This window comes from Nonomuraea sp. NPDC003754 (genome assembly GCF_053605785.1).
Genome location: NZ_JBSGJX010000007.1, coordinates 61,006 through 84,080, shown reverse-complemented (window position 1 = coordinate 84,080; position 23,075 = coordinate 61,006). Strand labels below are relative to the sequence as shown.

Annotated in this window: 23 protein-coding genes; 12 read left to right on the top strand and 11 right to left on the bottom strand. The window is 71.4% G+C overall.

What is annotated here, in order from left to right:
- Positions 1–49: 49 nt before the first annotated feature.
- On the bottom strand, positions 50–1,273 hold the full coding sequence (locus tag ACWEVS_RS11270) for an MFS transporter (RefSeq protein WP_452551147.1): 1,224 nt from the start codon (positions 1,271–1,273) through the stop codon (positions 50–52).
- A 100-nt stretch (positions 1,274–1,373) separates the two neighbouring features.
- Between ACWEVS_RS11270 and ACWEVS_RS11265 the strand changes: the two genes are divergently transcribed.
- A complete protein-coding gene (locus ACWEVS_RS11265; RefSeq protein ID WP_449916697.1) occupies positions 1,374–1,853 on the top strand; it encodes a MarR family winged helix-turn-helix transcriptional regulator in 480 nt (159 codons plus the stop codon).
- Between the two features lie 248 nt (positions 1,854–2,101).
- Here the strand turns inward: ACWEVS_RS11265 and ACWEVS_RS11260 are convergent, their stop codons facing one another.
- Entirely contained in the window at positions 2,102–3,631 is a 1,530-nt protein-coding gene (locus ACWEVS_RS11260) for an endonuclease/exonuclease/phosphatase family protein (protein ID WP_452551145.1), read from the bottom strand.
- A 185-nt stretch (positions 3,632–3,816) separates the two neighbouring features.
- Between ACWEVS_RS11260 and ACWEVS_RS11255 the strand changes: the two genes are divergently transcribed.
- Entirely contained in the window at positions 3,817–4,740 is a 924-nt protein-coding gene (locus ACWEVS_RS11255) for a TAXI family TRAP transporter solute-binding subunit (protein WP_452551143.1), read from the top strand.
- Here ACWEVS_RS11255 and ACWEVS_RS11250 read toward each other — a convergent pair.
- The 5 genes from ACWEVS_RS11250 to ACWEVS_RS11230 all read right to left on the bottom strand — a co-directional run bounded on the left by ACWEVS_RS11250 (position 4,719) and on the right by ACWEVS_RS11230 (position 9,551).
- Positions 4,719–6,062 carry a sensor histidine kinase gene (locus ACWEVS_RS11250; protein ID WP_449916689.1) on the bottom strand — a complete coding sequence of 448 codons (1,344 nt, stop codon included), beginning with the start codon at positions 6,060–6,062 and terminating at the stop codon, positions 4,719–4,721. The two genes, ACWEVS_RS11255 and ACWEVS_RS11250, sit on opposite strands and share 22 nt — an antisense overlap.
- Positions 6,059–6,721 carry a response regulator transcription factor gene (locus ACWEVS_RS11245; protein WP_354906573.1) on the bottom strand — a complete coding sequence of 221 codons (663 nt, stop codon included), beginning with the start codon at positions 6,719–6,721 and terminating at the stop codon, positions 6,059–6,061. The genes ACWEVS_RS11250 and ACWEVS_RS11245 overlap by 4 nt, the downstream gene beginning before the upstream one ends.
- A 76-nt stretch (positions 6,722–6,797) precedes the next feature.
- Positions 6,798–8,111, bottom strand: a complete 1,314-nt coding sequence (locus ACWEVS_RS11240; protein WP_449916685.1) for an MFS transporter — start codon at positions 8,109–8,111, stop codon at positions 6,798–6,800.
- A gap of 143 nt (positions 8,112–8,254) precedes the next feature.
- Entirely contained in the window at positions 8,255–9,241 is a 987-nt protein-coding gene (locus tag ACWEVS_RS11235) for a GNAT family N-acetyltransferase (protein ID WP_452551141.1), read from the bottom strand.
- A gap of 64 nt (positions 9,242–9,305) precedes the next feature.
- On the bottom strand, positions 9,306–9,551 hold the full coding sequence (locus ACWEVS_RS11230) for a DUF2630 family protein (RefSeq protein ID WP_354906570.1): 246 nt from the start codon (positions 9,549–9,551) through the stop codon (positions 9,306–9,308).
- Positions 9,552–9,589: 38 nt separating this feature from the next.
- Between ACWEVS_RS11230 and ddaH the strand changes: the two genes are divergently transcribed.
- Both ddaH and leuA read left to right on the top strand, forming a co-directional pair.
- Complete coding sequence (gene ddaH, locus ACWEVS_RS11225; RefSeq protein WP_452551139.1) at positions 9,590–10,348, top strand: dimethylargininase; 759 nt, start codon at positions 9,590–9,592, stop codon at positions 10,346–10,348.
- A 153-nt stretch (positions 10,349–10,501) separates the two neighbouring features.
- Positions 10,502–12,208, top strand: coding sequence for a 2-isopropylmalate synthase (leuA, locus tag ACWEVS_RS11220; protein WP_449916676.1), 1,707 nt, complete (start codon positions 10,502–10,504; stop codon positions 12,206–12,208).
- A 74-nt stretch (positions 12,209–12,282) separates the two neighbouring features.
- Here the strand turns inward: leuA and ACWEVS_RS11215 are convergent, their stop codons facing one another.
- Positions 12,283–12,981, bottom strand: coding sequence for a TetR/AcrR family transcriptional regulator (locus ACWEVS_RS11215; RefSeq protein WP_452551137.1), 699 nt, complete (start codon positions 12,979–12,981; stop codon positions 12,283–12,285).
- 113 nt (positions 12,982–13,094) lie between these two features.
- Here ACWEVS_RS11215 and ACWEVS_RS11210 point away from each other — a divergent pair, with 113 nt between their 5' ends.
- From ACWEVS_RS11210 to ACWEVS_RS11200, 3 genes are read left to right on the top strand one after another with little or no spacing between them, the layout of a single operon-like run.
- Complete coding sequence (locus ACWEVS_RS11210) at positions 13,095–13,445, top strand: YrdB family protein (RefSeq protein WP_452551135.1); 351 nt, start codon at positions 13,095–13,097, stop codon at positions 13,443–13,445.
- Positions 13,446–13,493: 48 nt separating this feature from the next.
- The gene (locus ACWEVS_RS11205) at positions 13,494–14,405 is read left to right on the top strand and encodes an NAD-dependent epimerase/dehydratase family protein (protein ID WP_452551133.1); all 912 of its coding nucleotides are present in this window, start codon (positions 13,494–13,496) and stop codon (positions 14,403–14,405) included.
- Between the two features lie 44 nt (positions 14,406–14,449).
- Complete coding sequence (locus tag ACWEVS_RS11200) at positions 14,450–15,361, top strand: Gfo/Idh/MocA family protein (protein ID WP_452551131.1); 912 nt, start codon at positions 14,450–14,452, stop codon at positions 15,359–15,361.
- 109 nt (positions 15,362–15,470) lie between these two features.
- On the opposite strand, the gene ACWEVS_RS11195 is transcribed toward ACWEVS_RS11200, so the two are convergent.
- Positions 15,471–16,370: a trypsin-like serine peptidase gene (locus ACWEVS_RS11195; protein ID WP_452412765.1), complete on the bottom strand. Its 900-nt coding sequence runs from the start codon at positions 16,368–16,370 to the stop codon at positions 15,471–15,473.
- Between the two features lie 164 nt (positions 16,371–16,534).
- Here ACWEVS_RS11195 and ACWEVS_RS11190 point away from each other — a divergent pair, with 164 nt between their 5' ends.
- Positions 16,535–16,906, top strand: a complete 372-nt coding sequence (locus tag ACWEVS_RS11190; RefSeq protein ID WP_354906562.1) for a VOC family protein — start codon at positions 16,535–16,537, stop codon at positions 16,904–16,906.
- A gap of 11 nt (positions 16,907–16,917) precedes the next feature.
- Here ACWEVS_RS11190 and ACWEVS_RS11185 read toward each other — a convergent pair whose 3' ends face one another.
- Together ACWEVS_RS11185 and ACWEVS_RS11180 are read right to left on the bottom strand one after the other, a co-directional pair.
- A complete protein-coding gene (locus ACWEVS_RS11185) occupies positions 16,918–17,397 on the bottom strand; it encodes a cupin domain-containing protein (protein ID WP_354906561.1) in 480 nt (159 codons plus the stop codon).
- A gap of 59 nt (positions 17,398–17,456) precedes the next feature.
- The gene (locus ACWEVS_RS11180) at positions 17,457–18,734 is read right to left on the bottom strand and encodes a Glu/Leu/Phe/Val family dehydrogenase (protein ID WP_452551128.1); all 1,278 of its coding nucleotides are present in this window, start codon (positions 18,732–18,734) and stop codon (positions 17,457–17,459) included.
- Positions 18,735–18,933: 199 nt separating this feature from the next.
- Between ACWEVS_RS11180 and ACWEVS_RS11175 the strand changes: the two genes are divergently transcribed.
- The 4 genes from ACWEVS_RS11175 to ACWEVS_RS11160 all read left to right on the top strand — a co-directional run bounded on the left by ACWEVS_RS11175 (position 18,934) and on the right by ACWEVS_RS11160 (position 23,035).
- A complete protein-coding gene (locus tag ACWEVS_RS11175; RefSeq protein WP_449916660.1) occupies positions 18,934–20,445 on the top strand; it encodes an alkaline phosphatase D family protein in 1,512 nt (503 codons plus the stop codon).
- Positions 20,435–21,136, top strand: coding sequence for a class I SAM-dependent methyltransferase (locus tag ACWEVS_RS11170; protein WP_354906558.1), 702 nt, complete (start codon positions 20,435–20,437; stop codon positions 21,134–21,136). Before ACWEVS_RS11175 ends, ACWEVS_RS11170 begins: the two co-directional genes overlap by 11 nt.
- A 65-nt stretch (positions 21,137–21,201) precedes the next feature.
- Positions 21,202–21,780, top strand: coding sequence for an RNA polymerase sigma factor (locus ACWEVS_RS11165; protein WP_449917561.1), 579 nt, complete (start codon positions 21,202–21,204; stop codon positions 21,778–21,780).
- Positions 21,770–23,035 (top strand): CU044_5270 family protein, encoded by a 1,266-nt coding sequence (locus tag ACWEVS_RS11160; protein WP_452551126.1) that lies wholly within the window; start codon positions 21,770–21,772, stop codon positions 23,033–23,035. The genes ACWEVS_RS11165 and ACWEVS_RS11160 overlap by 11 nt, the downstream gene beginning before the upstream one ends.
- Positions 23,036–23,075: the final 40 nt, after the last annotated feature.

Below are 23,075 nucleotides of genomic sequence, written 5' to 3'. Positions count from 1 at the left end.
GGGTGGCAGGTCCGTGCGGACGGTGTCACCTTCACCAGGTGAATCCTGGTCAGACCCGCTCCGCCGCGGCGACCTCGGCGGTGGCGCGGGCCGGGCGCCTGGCCTGCCTGCGGTCCAGCAGTCCCGAGACAAGGGCCAGCACGAGCGCCGAGCCGGCCATCAGCGCGCCCACCCAGTTCGGGGCGGTGATGCCGAAGCCGCCGGAGATGACCAGACCGCCCAGCCACGCGGCCAGCGCGTTGCCCAGGTTGAAGGCGCCGACGTTGACGGCGGAGGCGAGCGTCGGCGCGCCCGAGGCCAGGTCGAGCACCCGCTTCTGCAGCGGCGGCACGGTGGCGAAGCCGAGCAGGCCGATCAAGACGACGGCGACCGCCGAGGCGAGCTGGGAGTAGGCGGCGACGGTGAACAGCGCGAGCACGACCGCGACGGCGGCGAGCGAGCCGTACAGGAGCGGCATCAGCGCGCGGTCGGCCAGGCGTCCGCCGATCAGGTTGCCGATCACCATGCCGATGCCGAGCAGCACCAGCATCCAGGTGACTCCGGACTCGGCGAAGCCCGCGGCCTCGGTCATCATCGGCGCGATGTAGGTGATCGCGGCGAAGACGCCGCCGAAGCCGAGGACGGTCATCGCCATGGCCAGCAGTACCTGCACGTCGCCGAAGGCGGCCAGCTCGCGGCGGAGCAGTCCCTTCCCGCCGTGTATGCGCTTGTTGGCGGCGGTGGGTGCCTCGTCGGCGGGCACGAGCGTGGCGACGCCGATCACCGCGAGCACGCCGAGGGCGGGCACGGCGGCGAACGTGAGGCGCCAGCTGGTCTGCTGGCCGAGCCAGGTGCCGAGCGGGACGCCGACGACGTTGGCGAGGGTGAGCCCGGTGAACATCAGCGCGATCGCGCTGGCCCGCTTCTGCGGGGCGACGAGGTTGGCGGCCACCACCGACCCGATGCCGAAGAAGGCGCCGTGTGCCAGGGAGGTGACGATCCGGCCGGCGAGCATGAGGCCGAAGGCGGGCGCGACCGCCGAGAGCAGGTTGCCCACCACGAAGATGACCATGAGGGCGGTGAGCATGGTCTTCCGGGGGACGCGGGTGCCCAGGATCGTCATGATCGGCGCGCCGATGAGGACTCCCATGGCGTATCCCGAAGCCAGGTATCCGGCCGTGGGGATGGAGACGCCGTACTCCGCGGCGACCTGGGGCAGCAACCCCATGATGACGAACTCGGTCGTCCCGATCCCGAAGGCGCCGATGGCCAGGGCCAGGAGTGCGATGGGCATGACAGATCCCTCGACTAGAAGAATGGAACGCGTCCACAATAATTGCATGCGCGGGATATATGCAAGCGCCGACTATTGCACGAGGAGGTAACCTGAAGTCATGCCGAACCTTCGGGCACACAGTTGGTGCACGCTGTCCGCGCTGCACAACAGGATCGACGCGCACATCGAGCGCGCTCTGCAGACCGCGCACGACCTCAGCGTGCGGGAGTACTCCGCGCTGGTGCTGCTCAGCGCGCAGCACCCGGGCGAGGGTGGGCACCTGATGATGAACCAGCTCGCCGACGCGATCGGGCTCAGCCAGAGCGCCACGACGAGACTCGTCACCAGGCTCGAGGACCGCGGGCTGCTGTCGCGCTACCTGTGCGCGACCGACCGGCGGGGCATCTACACCGACGTCACCCCCGCAGGGCTGGACCTGCTGGCCAAGGCGCAGCCGACCAACGACGCGGCGCTGGCCGAGGCGCTGGCCGAGGCCGACCGGCAACCGGAGCTGGCTCCCCTGGTGGCGGCGTTGCGCGCGCTCGACTCCACCCGGCCCCAGGTTCCCGCGCCCGCCGAGGCGCGCCCGGGGGCCTGACGCGACACGGGATGGCGGGGCGCCCCTCCCCGCCGGGGTTCAACCTCACCCGCCGTCGGGGCGGCCGTGCTGTCCCGGCGTGCCGTCCATGACGTCGTGGCGGGCCGGCACCTGCCGGCCCGCCTGCCGCGCGCGACCCGGCGGCATGGATGAGCAGGCGTTCCTGCTCGTGTGGGGTAAGCCGCGGGGTCGGGCCGTAGAGGCGCGGGCTCCCGATCGTCGCGCGACCGTGCCGGACCCGGTTCGGGCTACTCGACCCCGAACACCGTCAGCACCGCCGCGTGGTCAGAGGTCCAGAGGTTGTCGCGGTGACCGGGAATCGGCGCCGGGTCGCCCTCGACGACCGCGGCCGAGCTCTGGACCCGCAGGTCGCCCTTGTAGTGGATGAAGTCGATGCGGTCCTTCGGCTCCGGCTCGCCCTTGTGGGAGTCGTGCCCGTAGCCGCCGGTGAAGGTGGTGTAGATCGGCGACCAGGTGATGCCCGGCTCGGCGACGGGGTCGGGGTTGGCGACGCGGAAGGAGTCCTTCAGCCCGGCCCGCTCGGGAACGACGGAGGTGGGCCACGCCACCGCGTCGTAGCCGCACTTGTTCGCCTCGGGCGTCCAGTCGAGGTGGGAGGGGGCGTTGAAGTCGCCCATGAGCAGCACGGGGGTGCGCTCCGAGGCGGCCAGGTCGCCCTCCATCGCCTTGATGACGCCCTCGATCTGCCTGGTACGGCCGGACTCCGCCTCCCTGGCCATCAGCCGCTCGACCGGGTACTTGCCGAAGCAGGCGTCGTAGGGCCCGTAGGGGGTGTAGCCGAGGTGGACGTTCCACAGCGCCATCTCGGTGCCGCGCCGGTCGTCGACCTTGATCTTCACATTGGCGGCGGGCAGCCCTGACTGCTGGGGCAGCGGCCCGCGCGAGGTGATCGGGTAGCGGCTGACGAAGCCGACGTCGGGACCGGCCTGGTAGTGGTCCCAGCCGAGCGCCTCGCCCAGGTCCTTGGCGGAGGTGCCCGAGCTCTCCTGCACGCCCACCACGTCGATGTCGTGGTCGAGCAGGAACTTCAGCTGCTTCTCCCGGCCGCCGCGCACCTGGCTGCCGCCGTGCCAGAGGTTCCAGCTGAGCGCCTTCAGCTCGGGCACGAGAGGCGCGCCGGGCGGCCTGACGTCCACGCTGACCTGGGCGGTGGCGCTCTCGCCTCCGTCGTTGACGGCCTCGACGGTGGCGGTGACGGTCTTGGCCGAGGCGGCGGCGGGCGGGGTGCCGGTGATGGTGCCGTCCTGGGCGACGTCGAGCCACTCGGGCCCGCTGACCTTGCGGAAGCCGGTGACCTGGCCCCTGACCAGGCCGCGCACGGTCGCGGTGTAGGGGCTCTTGGCGCGGGCGTTGCGCAGCGGGATCGTCCCGGTGACGAAGCGCAGAGCCTCGTTGCTCACGATCTTCAGTTTGGCGGGGGCGGCCAGCCACTGGTAGCCGTCCTTGGCCAGCGCGTAGGCGACGTAGTTGCCGGGTTCGAGGCCGTCGGTGTCGAGGCTGGCGGTGCCGCTGCCCTGCGGGATGTAGACCCACTTCAGCGAGGCGCCGACGTACTTCTGGTCGACGGGGCCGTTGCCGGGGTCGCTGTAGAGGCCGATCCAGTTCTTGGGGTCGGGTGCGGGGGTGGAGTAGCGGAGCTGGACGGGGTCGCCGGCCTTCACCGAGGCGGAGATGGGGGTGAGCGTGCCGTCGGGGGCGGCGGCGGTGAGGGTGGCGGCGGCGAGGAGGGCGGCCGCGATGGAGAGAGTCCTGCGCATGGAGGAAGCATCCATGACGCGAGTAAAGCCCAGATGTACACAGATTGACCAGTCGTCTTTTCTGCTAGCTGGACAAGTGCGCACAGCTTGTCTGAACAAGCCGCCCTAAGGGGATCTCCCTGTGCCATGGGAACGCAAAGGGCGTCCTGAGCCCGCCGGCCTCATGACCGGATACCTTGGGGGGCATGTCCGTCACCCGCCGTGCCTTCCTCGCCGTCGCGGCGGGACTGGCGGTCGGCTGGCAGGCGGGCTGTTCGGCGGACCGCGACGAGGTGGCCGGCCTGCGCTTCGCCACCGGCCCCGCCGGGGGACCGTACGAGGCGCTGGGGGACAGGTTCGCCGCCGAGCTGGGGCGGCGCGGCTTCGACGTCACCGTGCTGAAGACGGCCGCCAGCATCGAGAATCTCACCATGCTCGCCGACGGCAGGGCCGACCTCGGCCTGTCGCTGGCCGACAGCGCCGACGAGGCGGTGCGGGTGCGCCACGCTCCCGTCTTCGCGCTGGCCAGGATGTACATGAACTACGTCCATCTGGTGGTCCGCGAGGACTCGCCCGTCACCAGGATCCAGGACCTGGCGGGCCGCGCGGTCTCGACCGGCGCGGAGGGCTCGGGCACCGCGTTCACCGCCGAGCGCGTGCTGGCGAAGGCCGCGCTCAAGGAACGCGCCCGCACCTCCAGGCTCGGCCTGGACGAGTCGCTCAGAGCGCTGGCCGTCGGCGCCGTCGACGCCTTCTTCTGGTCGGGCGGCGTGCCCACCCCGGCCCTGGCCGCCGGCGACCTCCCGGTCCGGCTGCTGCCCCTCGACTGGCTGGTCGGGCCGCTGCGCAGGCAGTACGGCCCGCTCTACGAGAGCGCGATCGTCCCGGCGGGCGAGTACGGCCAGCCGGCCCCGGTGCCCACCATCGGCACCCCCAGCTACCTGGTGTGCAGGGCCGGGCTCGGCGCCGACGTCGCCTTCGCCGTCACCGAGACCCTCTTCGCCAGCCGCGACCGGCTCGAAGCCCCCGACGCGCCCGGCGGGCGGCTCGACAGGCGCTACGCGATCGGCACCGGCGCCGTGCCGCTGCACGAGGGCGCGGCCCGCTACTACAGGTCCGTGTACGGCTGAGCCGGCCGCAGCTCCACCACCAGCCCCCGCGGCCGGTTGGCCTCCAGCGCCAGCGTCGCCCCGCAGGCCCTCGCCAGCTCGGCCGCGATGGCCAGCCCCAGCCCGCTGCCGGGCACGTTGGCGTGCGTGCCCGCCCGCCAGAACCTGCCGAGGGCCTGCACCCGTTCCTCCTCAGGAAGGCCGGGGCCGTCGTCGGCGATCCGCAGCACGCCGCCGGCCAGGGTGACGGTGACGGTGCCGCCGGGCGGGACGAACTTCTGGGCGTTGTCCAGCGCGATGTCGGCCACCCGCGCGGCCGCCTCGGGCACCGTCGCGTCAGGCTCGAGGTCGACCTCGAGGGTGAGGTCCTTCGCGGTGTAGACCTCGCGCCAGCCCGCCAGCCGGGGGGCGAGCGGGGTGAGCGAGTCGAGCTGCTGGGCCACCGCGCCCGCTTCGACCCTGGCCAGCGCCAGCAGGTCCTCCACCAGGCCCGCCAGCCGGTCGACCTCGGCCAGCGCCTCCTCGAACTCCGACGTGCCCTCGGACTTCAGGTGCGGCTCCAGGTTCTCCAGGCGCAGCGACAGCACGGTGAGCGGGGTGCGCAGCTCGTGGGAGGCGTCGGCCACGAACGCCCGCTGCCGGTCGAGCGTCGTGGAGACCGCGTCGGCCATCGCGTTGAACCGTTCCTCCAGCCGCCGCAGCTCGGTCGGCCCCACACCCGGATGGGCGCGCGCGTCGAGGTGGCCCTCGGCGATCGCCTGCGTGGTGCGGTCGAGCTCGGTGACCGGCCGCAGGATCCACCTGGCCAGCCCTCTGGCGGCCAGCACCGAGTAGCCGAGCGCCACCAGCGCCCCCAGCGCGAGGCCCGCCCACACCAGGGAGACGTCCGCCCGCGCCTGTGTCGTGGGCGCCTGCAGCAGCACCACGCCCGACAGCTGCGCGTCGCGGCCGGCGGGTTCGGCGATGAGCACGTGGCCCGGCCCGAACGGACTGATCGTCGGCAGGTCCTCGGTCGTCTGCCCGGACAGCGCCAGGCGGATCGCGGCGCCCGTGTCGGCGCGCATGTCGCCGGCCTGGACGAGGGTCGTGCCGTCCCGGCCCTTGACCACGACGGCGGCGCCGTACAGGTCGGCGTAGCGGATGACCTCGGCCGTCAGCGCCGTCCTGTCGTTCTCGCGCGCGGCCTGGTCGGCCAGCTCGGCGAAGCGGGTGGCGTCGGCGCGGCGGTCGAGCAGCAGCCGGTTGGTGCGGTGCGAGGCGTAGGCCATCCCCAGGGGTACGGCCAGCGCCGCGATCATCAGCACGATGAGCGTGGTGAAGGTGACGACCAGCCGGTGTCTCACTGCCCTCCCAGCCGGTAGCCCGTGCCGCGCAGCGTCTCGACCAGGCCGGGACGGCCGGTCTTCGACCGCAGGCCCGCGACGTGGACGTCGAGCGAGCGGGAGGCCGACAGGAGCGGGTCGCCCCACACCTCGTCGAGGATCTCCTCGCGGCTGCGCACCACGCCGGGCTCCCTGGCCAGCAGCGCGAGGACGTCGAACTCCCGCCTGGTCAGCGTGACCGGCTCGCCGGCGACGCTCACCTGGCGGGTCTCCAGGTCGATCCGCACGTCGCCGGCCATGACCACGTGGTCCCTGGCCGGCATGGGGCGGGTGCCGCGGCGTACGACGGCTTCCATGCGGGCCATGAGCTCGGCCGTACGGAACGGCTTGACCAGGTAGTCGTCGGCACCGGAGCGCAGACCGCGCAGGATCTCACGCTCCTCGGTGCGGGCAGTGACCACGATGACGGGCACCGCGGACACCCGGCGGACGCGGCGCAGCGCCTCCAGCCCGTCCATGTCGGGCAGGCCGAGGTCGAGCAGGACGAAGTCGACGCCCCCCGCCAGGCGGAGGGCGTCGACCGCCAGCCCCGCGCGCACGATCTGGTGACCGTGTCGCGACAGGGCCGTGGTCAGGGCGGCCGCGAGCCGGTCGTCGTCTTCGACCAGGAGAACTCGCATGTGAGGAGCGTAGTGACAACAAACGCGTGATGGGGACCACGGGTTCGCGGCGGCCTGCCGCACGCGTCCGCGCGTCCTACACGCGAGCCAGCTGCGGCTCGGCCTTCTCGCTGGAGGACAGGGCCGCGTCGCGGGTCTCGCGCATCGTGAAGTAGACGATCAGCGAGACGGCGGCGCAGGCCGAGACGTACCAGTAGAAGCCGGACTCGATGCCCGAGTCCTTGAACCACAGCGCCACGTACTCGGCCGTGCCGCCGAACAGCGCGTTGGCGATCGCGTACGGCAGCGCCACGCCGAGCGCCCGCACGTTCGTCGGGAACAGTTCCGCCTTCACCACCGCGTTGATCGAGGTGTAGCCGGTGATGATGATCAGACCGGTCAGCGAGAGGACCAGCGCGCCCCCGAAGCCGCTGACACCCGACAGGGCGGTCATGAGCGGGACGGTGCCCAGCATCGAGCCGAAACCGAAGGTGATCAGCAGCGGGCGGCGGCCGATCCGGTCCGACAGCGCGCCGGCCAGCGGCTGCAGGCACATGAAGATGAACAGCGCGCAGAAGCTGACCAGCGTCGCCGTCGTCTTCTCCAGGCCCGCGGTGTTGGACAGGTACTTGGTCAGGTAGGTCGTGTAGGTGTAGTACGCGACCGTGCCGCCCATGGTGAGGGCGATGACCAGCAGGAACTCGCGCTTGTGGGCGAAGAGCTGACGCAGCGTGCCGCGCTCGCGCTCGACCCCCTTCTCCTGCTCGTCGTAGACCTCGGTCTCCATGAGGTTGCGGCGCAGGTAGAACACCACGGCGGCGGCCAGCGCGCCGATGATGAACGGGATGCGCCAGCCCCACGACTTCAGCGCCTCCTCGGTCATCGTGTTCTGCAGGATGATCTGCAGGCCGAGGCCCACGATCTGGCCCGCGGTCATCGAGACGTACTGGAAGCTCGAGGCGAAGCCGCGCTTGCCGGGCGGCGTGGCCTCGGTGAGGTAGGTGGCGCTGGCGGCGTACTCACCGCCGACCGAGATGCCCTGCAGGAGGCGAGCCACCAGCAGGACGGCCGCGCCGAAGTACCCGGCCGCGGCGTAGGTGGGTGCGATGGCGATCAGCAGGGCGCTGGCCGACATCAGCGTGACGGTCAGGGTGAGGGCTGCCTTGCGGCCCTTTCTGTCGGCGTAGCGGCCGAGCAGCCATCCGCCGATCGGCCGCATGAAGAAGCCGACGGCGAAGATGCCGGCGGTGTTGAGCAGCTGGGCGGTGGCGTCGCCCTTCGGGAAGAACGAGCTCGCGAAGTAGACGGCGAAACTGCTGTAGACGAACCAGTCGTACCACTCGACCAGGTTTCCAACCGATCCGCCGAGCACCGCCTTCCATGGGGTGCGCGCGGCTGCGTGTGTCGTCAAGGGGGACCTCCTGCGAGAGTCGTTGCAGGTCGTAGGCTCTCCACAGAGGGTTGTTCCGTCCAGGGGGATGACGGTTTATCTAACCTCCGCTTAACACAACGGAAATCACCCGAAGGTAGGATGAATTATTCGGCCTGGCGCCGTCAGACCTCCCGCTGCCACTCGGTCCACTCGTCGACCAGCTCGAATCCCATCGCCTCGTTGATCGCGAGCATGTGCGCGTTGGAGGTGGCGTTCCACGTGATGATGCGGTCGACGTCCGGCTCCATCTCGCGGAACCACAGCAGGTTGGCCAGTTTCAGCACCAGCCCGAGGCGGTGCCCCCGGTGCTCGCCCAGCACCACGGTGTCGGCCTGGCGGCCCCAGCCGTCCGGCTCGGCGCGGTCGACGTAGATGCGGGTGTAGCCGGCCACGGCCCCGTCGGCGGCCCTTCTGGCGATCATGGAGTAGGTCTGCTGCATGAACTCGGCGTTCGTCGCCTCGATCGCCTCGATGCGCCCGGCGTCCCACCGCATGCCCTCGACGTCGTCGCCGTGGGGAGCGTCGTTCATGCCCTCCATCAGCAACGCCAGGTCCGCGTGCAGCTCGGGCGCGGCCGTGCCCGCCCAGCGCTCGAGACGGTAGCCGGCGGCGTACGGCTCGGCGTCGGCCAGCATGCGTTCGACGCGGGCCCAGTCGGCCGCGCGCAGGTCGAGCGCCCTGCGCGCCTCCCCGAGTGACGGGGTGAAGCCGGTCGCGCGGGCGAAGCCGTCGGCCGGGCCCTCCGCCGGGGCCTCGGTCAGCAGCATGCGGCGGCCCGCCGTACGGGCCCGGTCGGCGGCGTGGGCGACCAGGGCGGTGCCGAGGCCGCGGCGACGGCGCTCGGGGACCACCACGAGGCTGCGCACCACGCCCAGGTGGGTGTTGTCGGTCATCGGCAGGCCCAGGCCGTAGCCGGCCACGACCCTGCCGTCCTCGACCACCGCCCACGCCTCCATCACGTCGCCGGGGAAGCCGCGTGACACCATGGCGGTGTAGCCGGGCAGCGACATGCCCGGTCCCGGATGGTCGGCGTCGGCGGCGAGGAACGCCGCGTGCAGCCCGGTCAGCAGGTCGCCGGGCGGGTCGAGGTCGATGCGCTGGATGTCCATGAGGCCAGGCAACCCCACCAGCGCGGCGGACCGCCAGCGAATTACCGGCCGGGCGCGGCGCAGGTCACTGCTGGTAGTTCTCCACCTCGTCGGCCGGGCGGGGGGCGGCGTAGTCGGGGTCATCGCCCACGCCGCGGCGGGCCCTGCGCTGGCGCAGCAGATCCCAGCACTGGTCGAGCGCCGCCTCCAGTTCCTTGACGCGGGCGTTCTCCTCGTCGGTGGTGACCTCGCCGGAGGCGAGCCGGCCGCGCAGCTCGTGCTCCTCGGTCACGAGGGCGTTGATCCTGCTGAGAATCTCGTTGTCCTGCATGGATCAGACTCTAACCATCGCGTGGTAGAAATCATCCCATGTCGGGTATTGCGCTGGTCAGAACGCCTGGCCCCCATCTGGCCGAGGGCATCGTCACCAACATCGAGCGCGAGCCGGTCGACGCCGACCTCGCGGCGCGCCAGCACGAGCGTTACGTCGAGGCTCTCAGCGCGAACGGCTGGGAGATCCGCCACGTCGAGCGGGCCGACGACCTTCCCGACGGGGTCTTCGTCGAGGACGCGGTCGTGGTCAGCGCCGGCACCGCCGTGCTCACCAGGCCCGGAGCGCCCGAGCGGCGGCCGGAGGTGGAGACGGTGGCGGCGGCCGTCCAGGCGCTGGATCTGGAGATCAGGCGCATCGAGGGGCCCGGCACCCTGGACGGCGGCGACGTCCTGCAGGTCGGCTCGCGGATCTACGTCGGCAGGTCGGCCAGGACCAACGACGAGGGCATCGCCCAGCTCGCCGCGCACCTGCCCGAGCGGGAGGTCGTGCCCGTCGAGATGCGCGGCGTGCTGCATCTGAAGTCGGCCGTCACCGCGCTGCCCGACGGGACCCTCATCGGCGTTCCCGGGCACGTCGACCTGCCCGGCCTGCTCGTGCCCGAGGAGGAGGCCGGATCCCACCTGGTCCTGCTGGGCGGCGACCGCGTGCTGATGGCCGCCTCCGCGCCCGCCACCGCCGCGTCGCTCGAGAAGCGCGGGCTCGAGGTGGTCCAGGTGGACATCTCCGAGTTCGAGAAGCTCGAAGGCTGCGTGACCTGTCTGTCCGTGCTCGTGTCTCGCGATGCGAGACCTTGACACAAGCGTTCCTGAGCGTCTGGTAGCGTGCTTGACGTGTTGCGTGGACTGCTTCTTAGCCGCCGCGGCGGGGGCCTCTAGAAGGCCGGCTCCCTCGTCGCGGAGCGAGTCATGCGCGTCGGCCGTTTCCTTCCGACCGACGAGGATCATGACATGACCGCTCAGCAGCCCAGTTCCATGCCCTTCCAGCGATACCAGCCGTTCGAGCCCATCCGGCTGCCCGACCGCACCTGGCCCGACCGGGTCATCACCAAGGCGCCCCGCTGGTGCGCCGTCGACCTGCGCGACGGCAACCAGGCGCTGATCGACCCGATGGACTCCCACCGCAAGCTCAAGATGTTCGAGCTGCTGGTGCGGATGGGCTACAAGGAGATCGAGGTAGGCTTCCCGTCCGCCTCGCAGACCGACTTCGACTTCGTCCGGCAGATCATCGACGAGGGCCGCGTCCCCGACGACGTGGTGATCCAGGTGCTGACGCAGGCCAGGCCGGAGCTGATCGAGCGGACCTTCGAGGCCATCAGGGGCGCCAAGCAGGCCATCGTCCACCTGTACAACTCCACCTCCACGCTGCAGCGGCGGGTGGTGTTCGGCATGGACAGGGAGGGCATCACCGCGATCGCCGTCGAGGGCGCCAAGCTGGTGCGCAAGCTGGCCGAGGCCTCCGACGTGGACGTCCACTACCAGTACTCCCCGGAGTCGTTCACCGGCACCGAGCTGGAGTACGCGGTCGAGGTGTGCAACGCGGTCAACGACGTGTGGCAGCCCACCCCCGACCGCAAGGTGATCATCAACCTGCCGGCGACGGTCGAGATGGCGACCCCGAACGTCTACGCCGACCAGATCGAGTGGATGCACCGCAACCTGGCCTACCGCGACTCCGTCATCCTGTCGCTGCACCCGCACAACGACCGCGGCACCGCCGTGGCCGCCGCCGAGCTGGGCTACATGGCCGGAGCCGACCGCATCGAGGGCTGCCTGTTCGGCAACGGCGAGCGCACCGGCAACGTCTGCCTGGTCACCCTGGGCATGAACCTGTTCTCGCAGGGCGTCGACCCCGAGATCGACTTCAGTGACATCGACGAGATCCGCCGGGTCACCGAGTACTGCAACCAGCTGCCCGTGCACCCGCGCCACCCGTGGGGCGGCGAGCTGGTCTACACCGCCTTCTCCGGCTCCCACCAGGACGCCATCAAGAAGGGCTTCGAGCACCTGGCCGCCGACGCGGCCGCCGCAGGGGTGCCGGTCGACTCCTTCCGGTGGGCGGTGCCGTACCTGCCGATCGACCCCAAGGACATCGGCCGCAGCTACGAGGCGGTCATCAGGGTCAACAGCCAGTCCGGCAAGGGCGGGGTCGCCTACATCATGAAGGCCGACCACCAGCTCGACCTGCCGCGCCGGCTGCAGATCGAGTTCTCCAAGGTCGTGCAGGCCCGCACCGACGAGGAGGGCGGCGAGATCTCGCCGGCCCAGATGTTCGACATCTTCACCGACGAGTACCTGCCGAACCCGGCCAACCGCTGGGGCCGTCTCAGCCTGATGGCGCACCGCCACGAGTCCACCGTCGACGAGAAGGACCGCATCAGCGCCGACGTGCGCATCGACGGGGAGATCCGTGAGGTCGAGGGCACCGGCAACGGGCCCATCTCGGCGTTCATCGACGCGATCTCGGCGCTCGGGTTCGAGGTGCGCGTGCTCGACTACGTGGAGCACGCGATGAGCGCCGGCAGCGACGCCAAGGCCGCCTCGTACCTGGAGTGCGACGTCAACGGCCAGGTGCTGTGGGGAGCCGGCATCGACGGCAACACCACGACGGCCTCGCTCAAGGCGATCATCTCGGCGGTGAACCGGGCCTCCCGCTGACGTGACTCACCCCGGGGGTACGGCACGCCTCGCCGTACCCCCGGTCGGCGTCATGGCCGGCCGGGCCTCGCGTTTCAGCGAAGGCCCAGGTAGTGCGCGATCGAGCGGGCGCCGTGCTCGAACGTGGCCGCCGGCGCGGTCACGACGCTGTTGTACATGCCGAACAGCTCGAAGCTGACCGCCCCATAGACCCACGTCCAGGCGTGGATGCCGCGCAGGATCACCTCGTCCGGGAGCCCCACGAAGATCGCCTCCCGGAGCGCGGCGGCGTCGCCGGCGAACTCCTCCGGGGCCGGCGTGTCGGCGGGCACCTGGATCGCCCCCGCCGCGTGGGCGTCCGACAGCACTTTCGCGAACATGATCCCGTCACGCGCCGCGGGATCGACGGTGTCGGCCGGGGCCTGGTAGCCGGGCACCGGCGTGCCGTGGATCAGCGCGTACTCGTGGGGGTGCGCCAGCGCCCACGCCCTGATCGCCCGGCACATCGCCAGCCAGCGCCCGAGGAAGTCGTCCCGGGCGCACCCGGCGTCGGCCTGCTCGACGGCCGCGCCGACCGCGTTGTAGGCGTCGATGATCAGCGCCGTCAGCAGATCGTCCTTCGTCGGGAAATAGCGGTAGATGGCCGAGGAGACCATCCCCATCTCCCGCGCCACGGCCCGCAACGACAGGCCCGCGGCGCCGTCGGTGGACAGGTGCCGGCGGGCGATGTCGGTGATCTCCCTGATCAGCTCCGCGCGGACGCGTTCTCTGGCGGTACGGCTTGCGGTCGTCATGCGGAGCACGCTACCAGAGCGCCGCCAAAAAACGAGAGCACTGCTCTTGACTCTTCCGCTCTCTTGGGAGAGCATTGCTCTCGTCAATGAACGGCGCTCACGAAGAGGTTCGCATGCTCGCCATCGCCAAGGGAGCCAACCTGGCTCTGATGTTCTTCCTGGAGCTCGGCGTCATCGGCGCGGTCGGCTACTGGGGCTTCACCGCCGGATCCTCCTGGGCCCTGCGGTTGCTGCTGGGCCTCGGCGCGCCTGTCCTGTTCGGCGTGCTGTGGGGCCTGTTCGCGGCGGGCGGTGGCGCCAACGCCACCTACCCCCTCACGGGGATCGCGCGCGGGCTGTTCGAGGTCGCCTGGTTCGGCGGCGGGGCGCTCGCGCTCTACGCTGCCGGGGCGCTCACCCCGGCGGCCGTCCTGGGTGCCGCCTTCGTCGTCAACGGGGTCCTTCGCCTGCTGTGGCACCAGTAGTGAGATCAGGCCACACTCGTACGCGTCTCTTCTGAAGGTAGGTTGATCATGGGTAAGCATGTCGTCGTGGGCGCGGGTCAGGTCGGCCGGCACGTGGCTCGCAAGCTGATCGCGCAGGGTCACGAGGTCGTGGTCGTCACCCGCTCGGGCAGCGGTCCCGAAGGAGTCAGGAAGGTGGCCGCCGACGTGGCCGACAGCGCCGCGCTGATCGAGATCGCCAGGGGTGCCGACGCCGTCTACAACTGCGTCAACCCGCCGTACCACCGCTGGCTCACCGACTGGCCGCCGATGGCCGCGTCCTTCCTGGCGGCGGCCGAGCAGAGCGGCGCGGTGCTGGTGGCGCTGGGCAACCTCTACAGCTACGGCCCGGTTCAGGGGCCGATGACCGAGGACCTGCCGCCGGCCTCCGACAGCCCGAAGGCCCAGGTGCGGGCCGCGATGTGGGCCGACATGCTGGCCGCGCACGAGGCGGGCAGGGTCAGGGTGGCCGAGGTGCGCGGGTCCGACTACTTCGGACCCGGGGCGACGGACCAGTCCTTCCTGGGTGACCGCTTCATCAAGCCGCTCAGGGCGGGCAGGACGATCCCGCTCGTGTGGCCGGCCGACGTTCCGCACAGCTGGACGTACCTGCCGGACGTGGCCGAGGCGCTCGTCGTCGCGGCCGCGGACGAACGGGCCTGGGGCAGGGCCTGGCACGTGCCGACGAGCGAGCCGCTGACGTTCAGGGAGATCGGCGACCGGATGGCGACCGTCCTGGGACTGCCCGCGCCGCGGATGAGCCGGCTGCCGTGGCCGCTGGTGCGGGCGATCGGGCTGGTCAACCCGCTGATCGGCGAGCTGCGGCACACCCGCTACCAGTTCGTGGCGCCGTTCGAGATCGACTCGTCGGCCTTCACCGACACCTTCGGGATCAAGCCCACCCCGATCGACGACGCCCTCCGCGCGACGCTGGGCGTGTGAGAGGGCAGCGGGCGGGCGCGAAGCGGGCGCACTACGCTCGGTGCATGAGGATTGCCATGATCGGCCTGGGCGACATCGCGGAGAAGGCCTACCTCCCCGTGCTGGCCGCCCAGCCCGACCTCGACCTGCACCTGTGCACCCGCAACGAGCGGACCCTGCGCCGGCTCGGCGCCGCGCACCGCGTGGCCGAGCGGTCCACCTCGGTCGAGGAGGTGGTCGAGGCGGGTGTCGACGCCGCGTTCGTGCACGCGGCCACCGAGGCCCACCCGGCGATCGTGGAGCCGCTGCTGAGGGCGGGGGTGCACGTCTACGTGGACAAGCCCGTCGCCTACACCCTCGACGAGACCCGCCACCTGGTACGGCTGGCCGCCGACCGGCGCGTCTCCCTCATGGTGGGCTTCAACCGCCGCTACGCCCCCGGCTACGCGGGCATGCTCGACCTGTCGCGCCATCTGGTCCTCATGCAGAAGAACCGTCCCGCCCTGCCGGACACGCCGAGAAGGGCGGTGTTCGACGACTTCATCCACGTGGTCGACACGCTCCGCTTCCTCGCTCCCGGGCCCGTGACGGAGACACGCATCCGTACCAGGATGCGTGACGGGCTGGTCGAGCACCTGGTGCTGGAGCTGGCGGGCGAGGGCTTCATGGCGCACGGCGTCATGAACAGGGTCGGCGCGGCCTCGGAGGAGAGCCTGGAGGTGCTGGGCGAGGGCGTGAAGCGCCGCGTGGTGAACCTGGGCGACGTCGTCGACCACGGCCCCGCGGGGGAGACGCTGGTGCGGCGGCCCGACTGGGTGCCGGTGTCGCGGCAGCGCGGGGTCGAGCAGGCCGGCATGGCCTTCCTCGCCGCGGTGCGGGCGGGCGAGGTGCTGAGCGCGCAGGACGCGCTGGTCACGCACGAGGTCTGCGAGGAGATCGTCGCCGCCTGCGACCGCGAGGCGGCCCTCGTCGCCTGAGGACCTGCGGACGATCCGCGGGGAGCGGGGCACCTCGGCGGGCGAAGGCCGGCGGGGCCGATGGATGGTTCGGGGCGGCCGAGGGATGGTCCGTGGGGAGCGGGTCTTCTCAGCGGGTGAACGTCCGGGGGGCCATGGCGCGGTCGGCGGCGGCGAGGAGCCTGCCGAACGGTCTCGGGGTCAGCCGCGTCATCACCGTGAACCCGGCGGCGTCCCGCAACGGGCTGGAGGAGGAGACCACGCCGGCCACCGCACGGCCGAGCACGGCGGGCCCTCCGCTGTCGCCGGGCGCGGCGTGGCAGTTGCGCGTGACGAGCACCCCGGGCCCGGCCGCGCCGCCCTCGACGGCGTCGCCGACGCAACGGTGGAGGTCGCTGCCGGGGTAGGAGCCGCCGATCGGGTAGCCGAGCAGTTCGAGGTGCGACAGCGAGTCGCCCCTGCGGGTGAGGCGCGGCCGCAGCCCCGGCCCGGTGATCTCCTCCAGTTGCCGGTTCCCGGCGGCGACGCCCACCACGCCGACGTCGTAGGGCAGCTGGGCGGTGGAGTACGGCCTGGCCCGCCATCGCTTGGGCACCCAGAAGCGCACGGCGGGCCAGACGCCGAGCGCCGGACGGCCCGAGCCGTCGCGGTTGTAGGCGGGCATGAAGACGATCCGGTCGAAGCGGTGGCCGTCGCCGTACAGGCAGTGGGCCGCGGTCAGCACCAGGCTGCGGCTGTGCGACCGGAGCACGACCGCGCCGCAGGTCAGCTCCCTGCGGCTGACGGGGTCGTGGCTCACCAGCAGCCCCGCCAGCCGGTACCTGCCCGTGTACGGTCGCGCCACGGGCGCGTGCCCGAGCCGGTCGCCTCCCGGCGTGAGAACCCGCCGGTCCGGCACCGACAGCGCTGACATCGCGGGAACCGCCGCGCCGCTCCCGCCGGCAGAGTCGCGCGCGTCCACGGTGGGACCTGCGCCCACCGGCAGGAGCAACCCCGCCGCCACCACGAGCCTGAGCACCCGTCCCCCCAAGTTTTGATCTTGCGCACTCTATCGGGCAGGGTGGCGTTCTGCCAGGTCATGGGCCCGGTCGCGGGCCATGTCGCGGGCCGGGGTCGTGGGCCGGCTTGGCGACTGTGTACGTGTCGGCGCGTGCCGGAATTGCCAGGGGCGGTGAACGATGGTGCGGTGGTGTCATGGCTGTCGACCTGAACCACACCATCGTGCCGAGCAGGGACAAGCACGCCTCCGCCGCCTTCATCGCGGAGATCCTGGGACTGAAGGCGGGCCCGCAGTGGGGCCCGTTCGTGCCCGTCGAGACCGCCAACGGCGTCACCCTCGACTACATGGACTCGGCCGACGTCCGGCCGAACCACTACTGCTTCATCGTCAGCGAGGCCGAGTTCGACGAGATCTTCGGGCGCATCCAGGCGCGCGGCCTGGACTTCTGGGCCGATCCAGGGCACGCGAAGGCGGGGATGATCAACCACCTGTACGGCGGCCGCGGCGTCTACTTCGACGACCCCGACGGCCACCGCATGGAGGTCATCACCGCCCCCTACGCGTAAGCCTGAACCGCTCAGAGCCAGTAGTTGTCGTGGCGGAGGTAGAACTCGGCCTTCTCCTCGTCGCTCATGGTGGCGACGTCGAGCAGGCCCTCGAAGTAGCCTTCGCGAGGCGCGCCGGGCGAGAAGTGCAGCAGCATGGAGGCGGGCTCGCCCGACTCGTTGCGGAAGCCGTGCACGCCGCCCGCGGGCACGTGGACCCAGTCGCCCGGCTTCGTCTCGAGCCAGCGGTCACCGTTGTAGATGCTGATCGTGCCTTCGAGGACGAAGAAGGACTCGGTGATCGTCTTGTGGAAGTGCGGTCCGGGGCCGCTCGGCGTGGGCCCCATGTTCCAGCGGTAGAGGCCGAACAGGCCGCCGGTGGAGGCACCGGTGGCCAGGTAGTCGACGGTGTTGCCGGTCGGGTAGACCAGGTCGGGCGCGGATCCGGCGGGACGGTGGACGGCGCTGTTCTCGCCCTTGTCGTCGAAGTAGATCGGGTCTGGATATGTCATAGCGCGCATCCTAAGGACCCGGGCGGCGCGGATCTTCACCCGCGCCGCCCGGACACGCGTCAGGGGTAGAGACCGCGCATCTGGTGGGCCTCGGCGACCCTGCCCACGCCGATCACGTGGGCCGCCTGGCGCAGGGTGATCCCGCGCGCCTCCGCCACCGACCTGACCTCGCCGAAGGCGCCTTCCATGAGGTCGCGGAGCCTGATCTCGACGTCGTCGGCGCTCCACGAGTAGGCCTGCATGTTCTGCACCCACTCCAGGTACGACACGATCACGCCGCCGGCGTTGGCCAGGATGTCGGGGACGATCGTGGTGCCCTGCGCCGCCAGGATCTCGTCCGCCTCGGGCGTGGTCGGGCCGTTGGCGCCCTCGACGATGAGCCGGGCCTTGACCCGCGGCGCGTTCTCGGCGGTGATCGCGCCCTCCAGCGCGGCGGGAACCAGGACGTCCACGTCCAACTCCAGCAGCGCGGCGTGGTCCATCGCGTCGGCGTGCCGGTAGCCGGCGACGCCGCCGGACTCGGCCACCCATGCGCGCAGGCCGGCGATGTCGAGCCCGGCGGCGTTGTGGACCGCCCCGGTGACGTCGGAGACCGCGACCACCTTGGCGCCCGCGTCGGACAGGTACTGCGCGGCCAGCGCGCCCACCTTGCCGAAGCCCTGCACGGCGACGCTCACCCCTTCGGGGGAGCGGCCCAGCGCGGACAGCGTCGCGATCTGCACGCCCCTGGAGGTGGCCCCGGCACGGCCGAGCGACCCGCCCAGCGTCATCGGCTTGCCCGTGACGACGCCCGGCACCGAGTACCCGGCGTTGACGCTGTAGGTGTCCATGATCCAGGCCATGGTCTGCTCGTCGGTGCCGACGTCCGGGGCGGGGATGTCCTTCTCGGGGCCGATGAGCGGGAGGATCTCGTTGACGTAGCGGCGGGTCAGCCGCTCGAGCTCCCTGGTGGTGAGCGCGGTCGGGTCCACGCACACGCCGCCCTTGGCGCCGCCGTACGGGATGCCCACCAGCGCGCACTTCCAGGTCATCCACATGGCCAGCGCGGTGACCTCGTGGATGTCGGTGGCCGGGTGGAAGCGGATGCCGCCCTTGGCGGGGCCGCGCGAGACGTTGTGCTGGACGCGGAAGCCCTGCACGACGTCCATCGTGCCGTCCTCGCGGCGGACCGGGACGGAGACGGTCAGCGAGCGGCGCGGCGTGGCGAGCATCGTGCGCAGGCCCTGGTCGAGGCCGAGGTGCTCGGCCGCCTGGTCGAGCTGGTGGAGAGCGGAGTCGAGGGCTTGTCGCCCGGGTGTGATCAGGGCCGGCGTCCTTGACGGCACCATGACGGTCATGGGAAGGATTCCTCCTGTTATGTACGCCCAAGCGGGAAAAGCGCCATTGCTTTACCCATGGGCGGTTCTGTGATGATCAGCGTAACCCGTGGCTGATCCCCATACTGAAGATCCAAGCTGGAGATCGACGCGAGGGGAACATGCCACTCTGGCAGTCTTGAGGCGAGAACCGCGCCGAAACGTCACATCGAGGGGACGAATGGCTGATCTGCTCGTCGGTCCGATGCTCCGCTACGTCGACTCCACGCACGCCGCCATCTGGGTGGAGACCGACCAGCCCGGCGTGGTCACGGTGTGCGGGCGGTGGGACACCCCCACCTTCACCGTCCACGGCCACCACTACGCGATCGTCGACCTGGAGGGCTTCCAGGGCGAGTACACCGTCGAGGTGAACGGCGAGCAGGTGTGGCCGATCGACCGGCCCAGCCGGATCGAACTCATGCCGCCCGAAGGGCCCTCGCGGGTGATGTTCGGCTCCTGCCGTACCAGTGTGCCGCACGACGCGGCGCACACCGCCACCCACGGCGTGGACGTGCTGCGCGCCTACGCGCGCAGCGACAGGCCGCTGCCCGAGCTGCTGTTGATGATCGGCGACCAGGTCTACGCCGACAAGCCCGCACCGGCCGTGCTGGAGCTCATCGCCTCGCGCAGGAGTCCCGGCGAGGAGCCGGCCCAGGAGATCGCCGACTTCGAGGAGTACGCCGCGCTCTACCGCCAGGCGTGGACCGACGACCCCGACATCCGGTGGCTGCTGTCGACGGTGCCCACCGCCATGATCTTCGACGACCACGACCTGCGCGACGACTGGAACACCTCCCAGGACTGGCGCGCCGCGATGGCGCACACCCCCTGGTGGCACCGGCGCGTGGTCGCCGGGCTCGGCGCCTACTGGATCTACCAGCACCTGGGCAACATGTCGCCGGACGAGCGCGCGGGCGACCCGGTGCTGGCCGCGCTGAAGCGGGGCGAGGGCGCCGCCGTGCTCGACGACTTCGCCGCCAAGGCCGACGCCGAACCGAGCAGCAACAGGTGGAGCTACGCCCGCGACCTCGGACACTCCCGGCTGATCGTGGTCGACACCAGGTGCGCGCGCCAGCTGACGCCCGGCGACCGGCGGATGCTCGACCCCGGCGAGTGGGAATGGCTGCGGGACCAGATCGCGCGCACGCGAGGACGGCTGATCATCGGCTCGTCGATCCCGTTCCTGCTGCCCGAGGGCGTCCACTACGTCCAGAACTGGAACGAGGCGCTGTGCGACGGCAAGTGGGGCAAGACCGTCGCGCGGCTGTCGGAGTGGTTCCGGCAGACCTTCGACCTGGAGCACTGGGCCGCCTTCCGCCGCTCCTTCGACGACCTCGCGCGGCTGCTGGTCAAGCTCGGCGAGCCGGTGCTGATCCTGTCGGGCGACGTGCACTACTCGTACCTGGCGCAGGCGCCCGGGCCGATCTACCAGATCGTCTGCTCGCCCATCCGCAACCCGCTGAGCAAGGCGCTGCGCCTGGCCAACATCTTCACCCAGTTCGGCGTCGCCACGCTGATCGGCGGCCTGCTCGCCTCGCTCGCCCGCCTTCCGCGCCCGCCGTTCCGCTGGCGGGTGACCAAGGGGCCGGTGTTCCAGAACGCGCTGGCGGCGCTGGAGTTCGGCGAGCGGATCACCGTTGTCTGGTACGGCGAGTCGCTGCAGCCGCTAGAAACAGTCCATGACCTTTGACCAGTACGCCCCGGCTGTCCCCTTCTATGACTTGTGGCACGAGGACGGGCACGTGCCTGAGGTGAGGGAGAAGCTTCCCCCGCTGGTGCGCGGGTCGGTGCTGGAGATCGGCGCGGGCACCGGCCTCATCACCGAGGTCATCGCCGACGCCACCGACGGCGAGATCTTCGCCCTGGAGCCCTCTCTCGGCATGCGGTCGGTGCTGCTGTCCAGGCTCGCGGCCCGTCCCGGCCTGCTGGAGAGGGTGACCGTCCTGCCGTACGGCGCGCTGGACGTCGACCTCGACGAGCCGGTGGACATGGTCGTGATGATCGCCGTGCTCTACGCGATCGACGACCGGCCGAAGCTGTGGGAGACCCTCGCCCGCCGGCTGGTGCCCGGCGGCCGGCTGGTCTTCAACTTCGCCGAGCGGCCCATGCCGGTGCCCGGCGAGCCCTCCCGGATGGCCGCCTACCCGGTGGGCAGGCACACCTACGAGATCTGGGGGCGGACGCACGCCGTCGAGGGCGAGAAGATCGAGGCGAGCTTCACCTACCGGATCGTCCACGGGGACGCCGTCATCAGCGAGGACGTCGTCGAGAGCGTCACCTACCGGCCCTCCGCCGCCACCCTGCGCGCCGAGCTGACCGAGGCGGGCTTCGTGCCCGACGAGGCGCCCGAGGGGCTGCTGGCATGGAGGCTCGCAAAGTAGGGGGAACCGGACTCCCGGCTGCGGCCAAGTACAGGGTGACCGCAGAAAGGAATCCCTCCGTGGTGATGGCGCAGGCGTTGGACGACGCGACGTTGGTCGGGCAGTCGGTGAGCGAACCGGAGGTGTTCGCCACGCTGTTCGACCGGCACGCCGATGAGATCTTCAGGTACGCCGCGCGGCGGCTCGGCCCCGAACTGGCCGAGGACGCCGTGGGCGAGGTGTTCCTGGCCGCCTTCCGCGGCAGGGCGCGCTACGACCGCTCGCGTTCCGACGCCAGGCCATGGCTGTACGGCATCGCGACCAAGGTCGTGGCGCAGCACCGCAGGGCCGAGCGCCGCCGTACGCAGGCCATGGCGCGCCTCTCGCCCGACCGGCCGGGATCCTTCGACGAGCGCAGCGCCGACCGGGTCACCGCGGAGCAGCTTCAACCCAGGCTCGCCAAGGCGCTCACGCGCCTGTCGGCGGCCGAACGGGACCTGCTGCTGCTGGTGGCGTGGGCGGATCTGACCTACGAGGATGTGGCGCTCGCACTCGACATCCCCGTCGGCACCGTCCGCTCACGCCTGCACCGGCTCAGGACGAAGGTGCGCAGGGCCCTTGGCGGCATCGATCCCTTCAAGGAGGAGCCCGAGCATGGACGATGAGATCAGGATCTTCGCCGAGGGACGGCCGGCCGTCCCACCGTACCCCTCGGAGGCGCGGGAGACCGCCCGCCGCCGCCTGGTGCAGGAGACCACGGCGCGGCACCGCTTCCGGTTGCCCCGCATCGGCTGGCAGGCGGCGGGGGCCTTCGGCCTGACCGTGGCGCTGGTCGGCGGCGTGGCGTTCACGCTGTCCGCCACCGGACGGGACGGCACGGTGGCCCGTCCCGCGGCGCCGGTCCTGGCGGGGGTGAGCGACGAGCCGGCGCCCAAGCCGGGACAGTTCGTGCTGGTGGAGTCGGAGACGATGTACACCGCCATGTCCATGGGCGAGCAGGAGACCCGCTACCTCTACCGGACCAAGCGCCGGCTGTGGCGCTCGGCGGACGCCAGCGCCGACGGCCTGCTGTCCATCGAAGGGCTGGAGCCCAAGCAGTTCCCCGGCTGGCCGATGCCGGAGGAGGCCGGCAAGCGGCAGGGCAAGGAGTGGATGCGGCTGGCCAACTGCCCCGACAGGATGGGCGAGGCCCGCTCCGACCACGCCTATCTCGCCACGCTCCCGGCCGACGCGGACGGCATGCGCGCCTACCTGGAGAAGCGCGGCAAGGTGACCAACAACAACGCCTTCGGCGTGGTGGGCGACCTGATCAGGGAGACGTATCTGCCACGGCCACAACGCGAGGCGCTGTTCAACGCCGCCAAGGCGCTGCCCGGGGTGGAGGTCGCCGAGGGAGTGGAGGACGGCGCGGGCCGCAAGGGCACCGCGCTCGGCAGCAAGGCGCAGGGCGGCATGCTCGAACAGCTCGTCTTCGACCCCACGACCTTCATGTTCATGGGGGAGCGCGGGACGGTCGTGGACGCGAAGAGCGCGGGGGCGCCGGTCGGCTCGGTGCTCGCGCTGACCGCGCAGACCAGTGTCTCCGTCGTCGACGCGCTCCCGGCGGAGAGCGCCTCCGCCGCGCACGACAGCAGCTGCGAGGACGTGGGCCGGCCGACGACGAAGGCCGACCCGCGATTCTCGGCCGAGCCGACGGCGCCCGTCTCCGCCGAGCCGACACTGCCCGGGTCCGCCGAGTCGACGGCGCCCGCGCCCGGTGAGCCGACGGTGACCGTGACGCCCGTACCGGATCGGGACGCGCCCTCCGCGGCCCAGGACAGTGGCGCGCCGCCCAGGCCGCAGGACGTGCCCGCCGAGTCGGCGCCGCAGGCACCCGTCCCGACCGTGACCGTGACGATGATGCCGAGCGCCGACCGCTGACCACCGTCGGTACGGCTCGCGCCGCGCGGGGCGCGAGCCG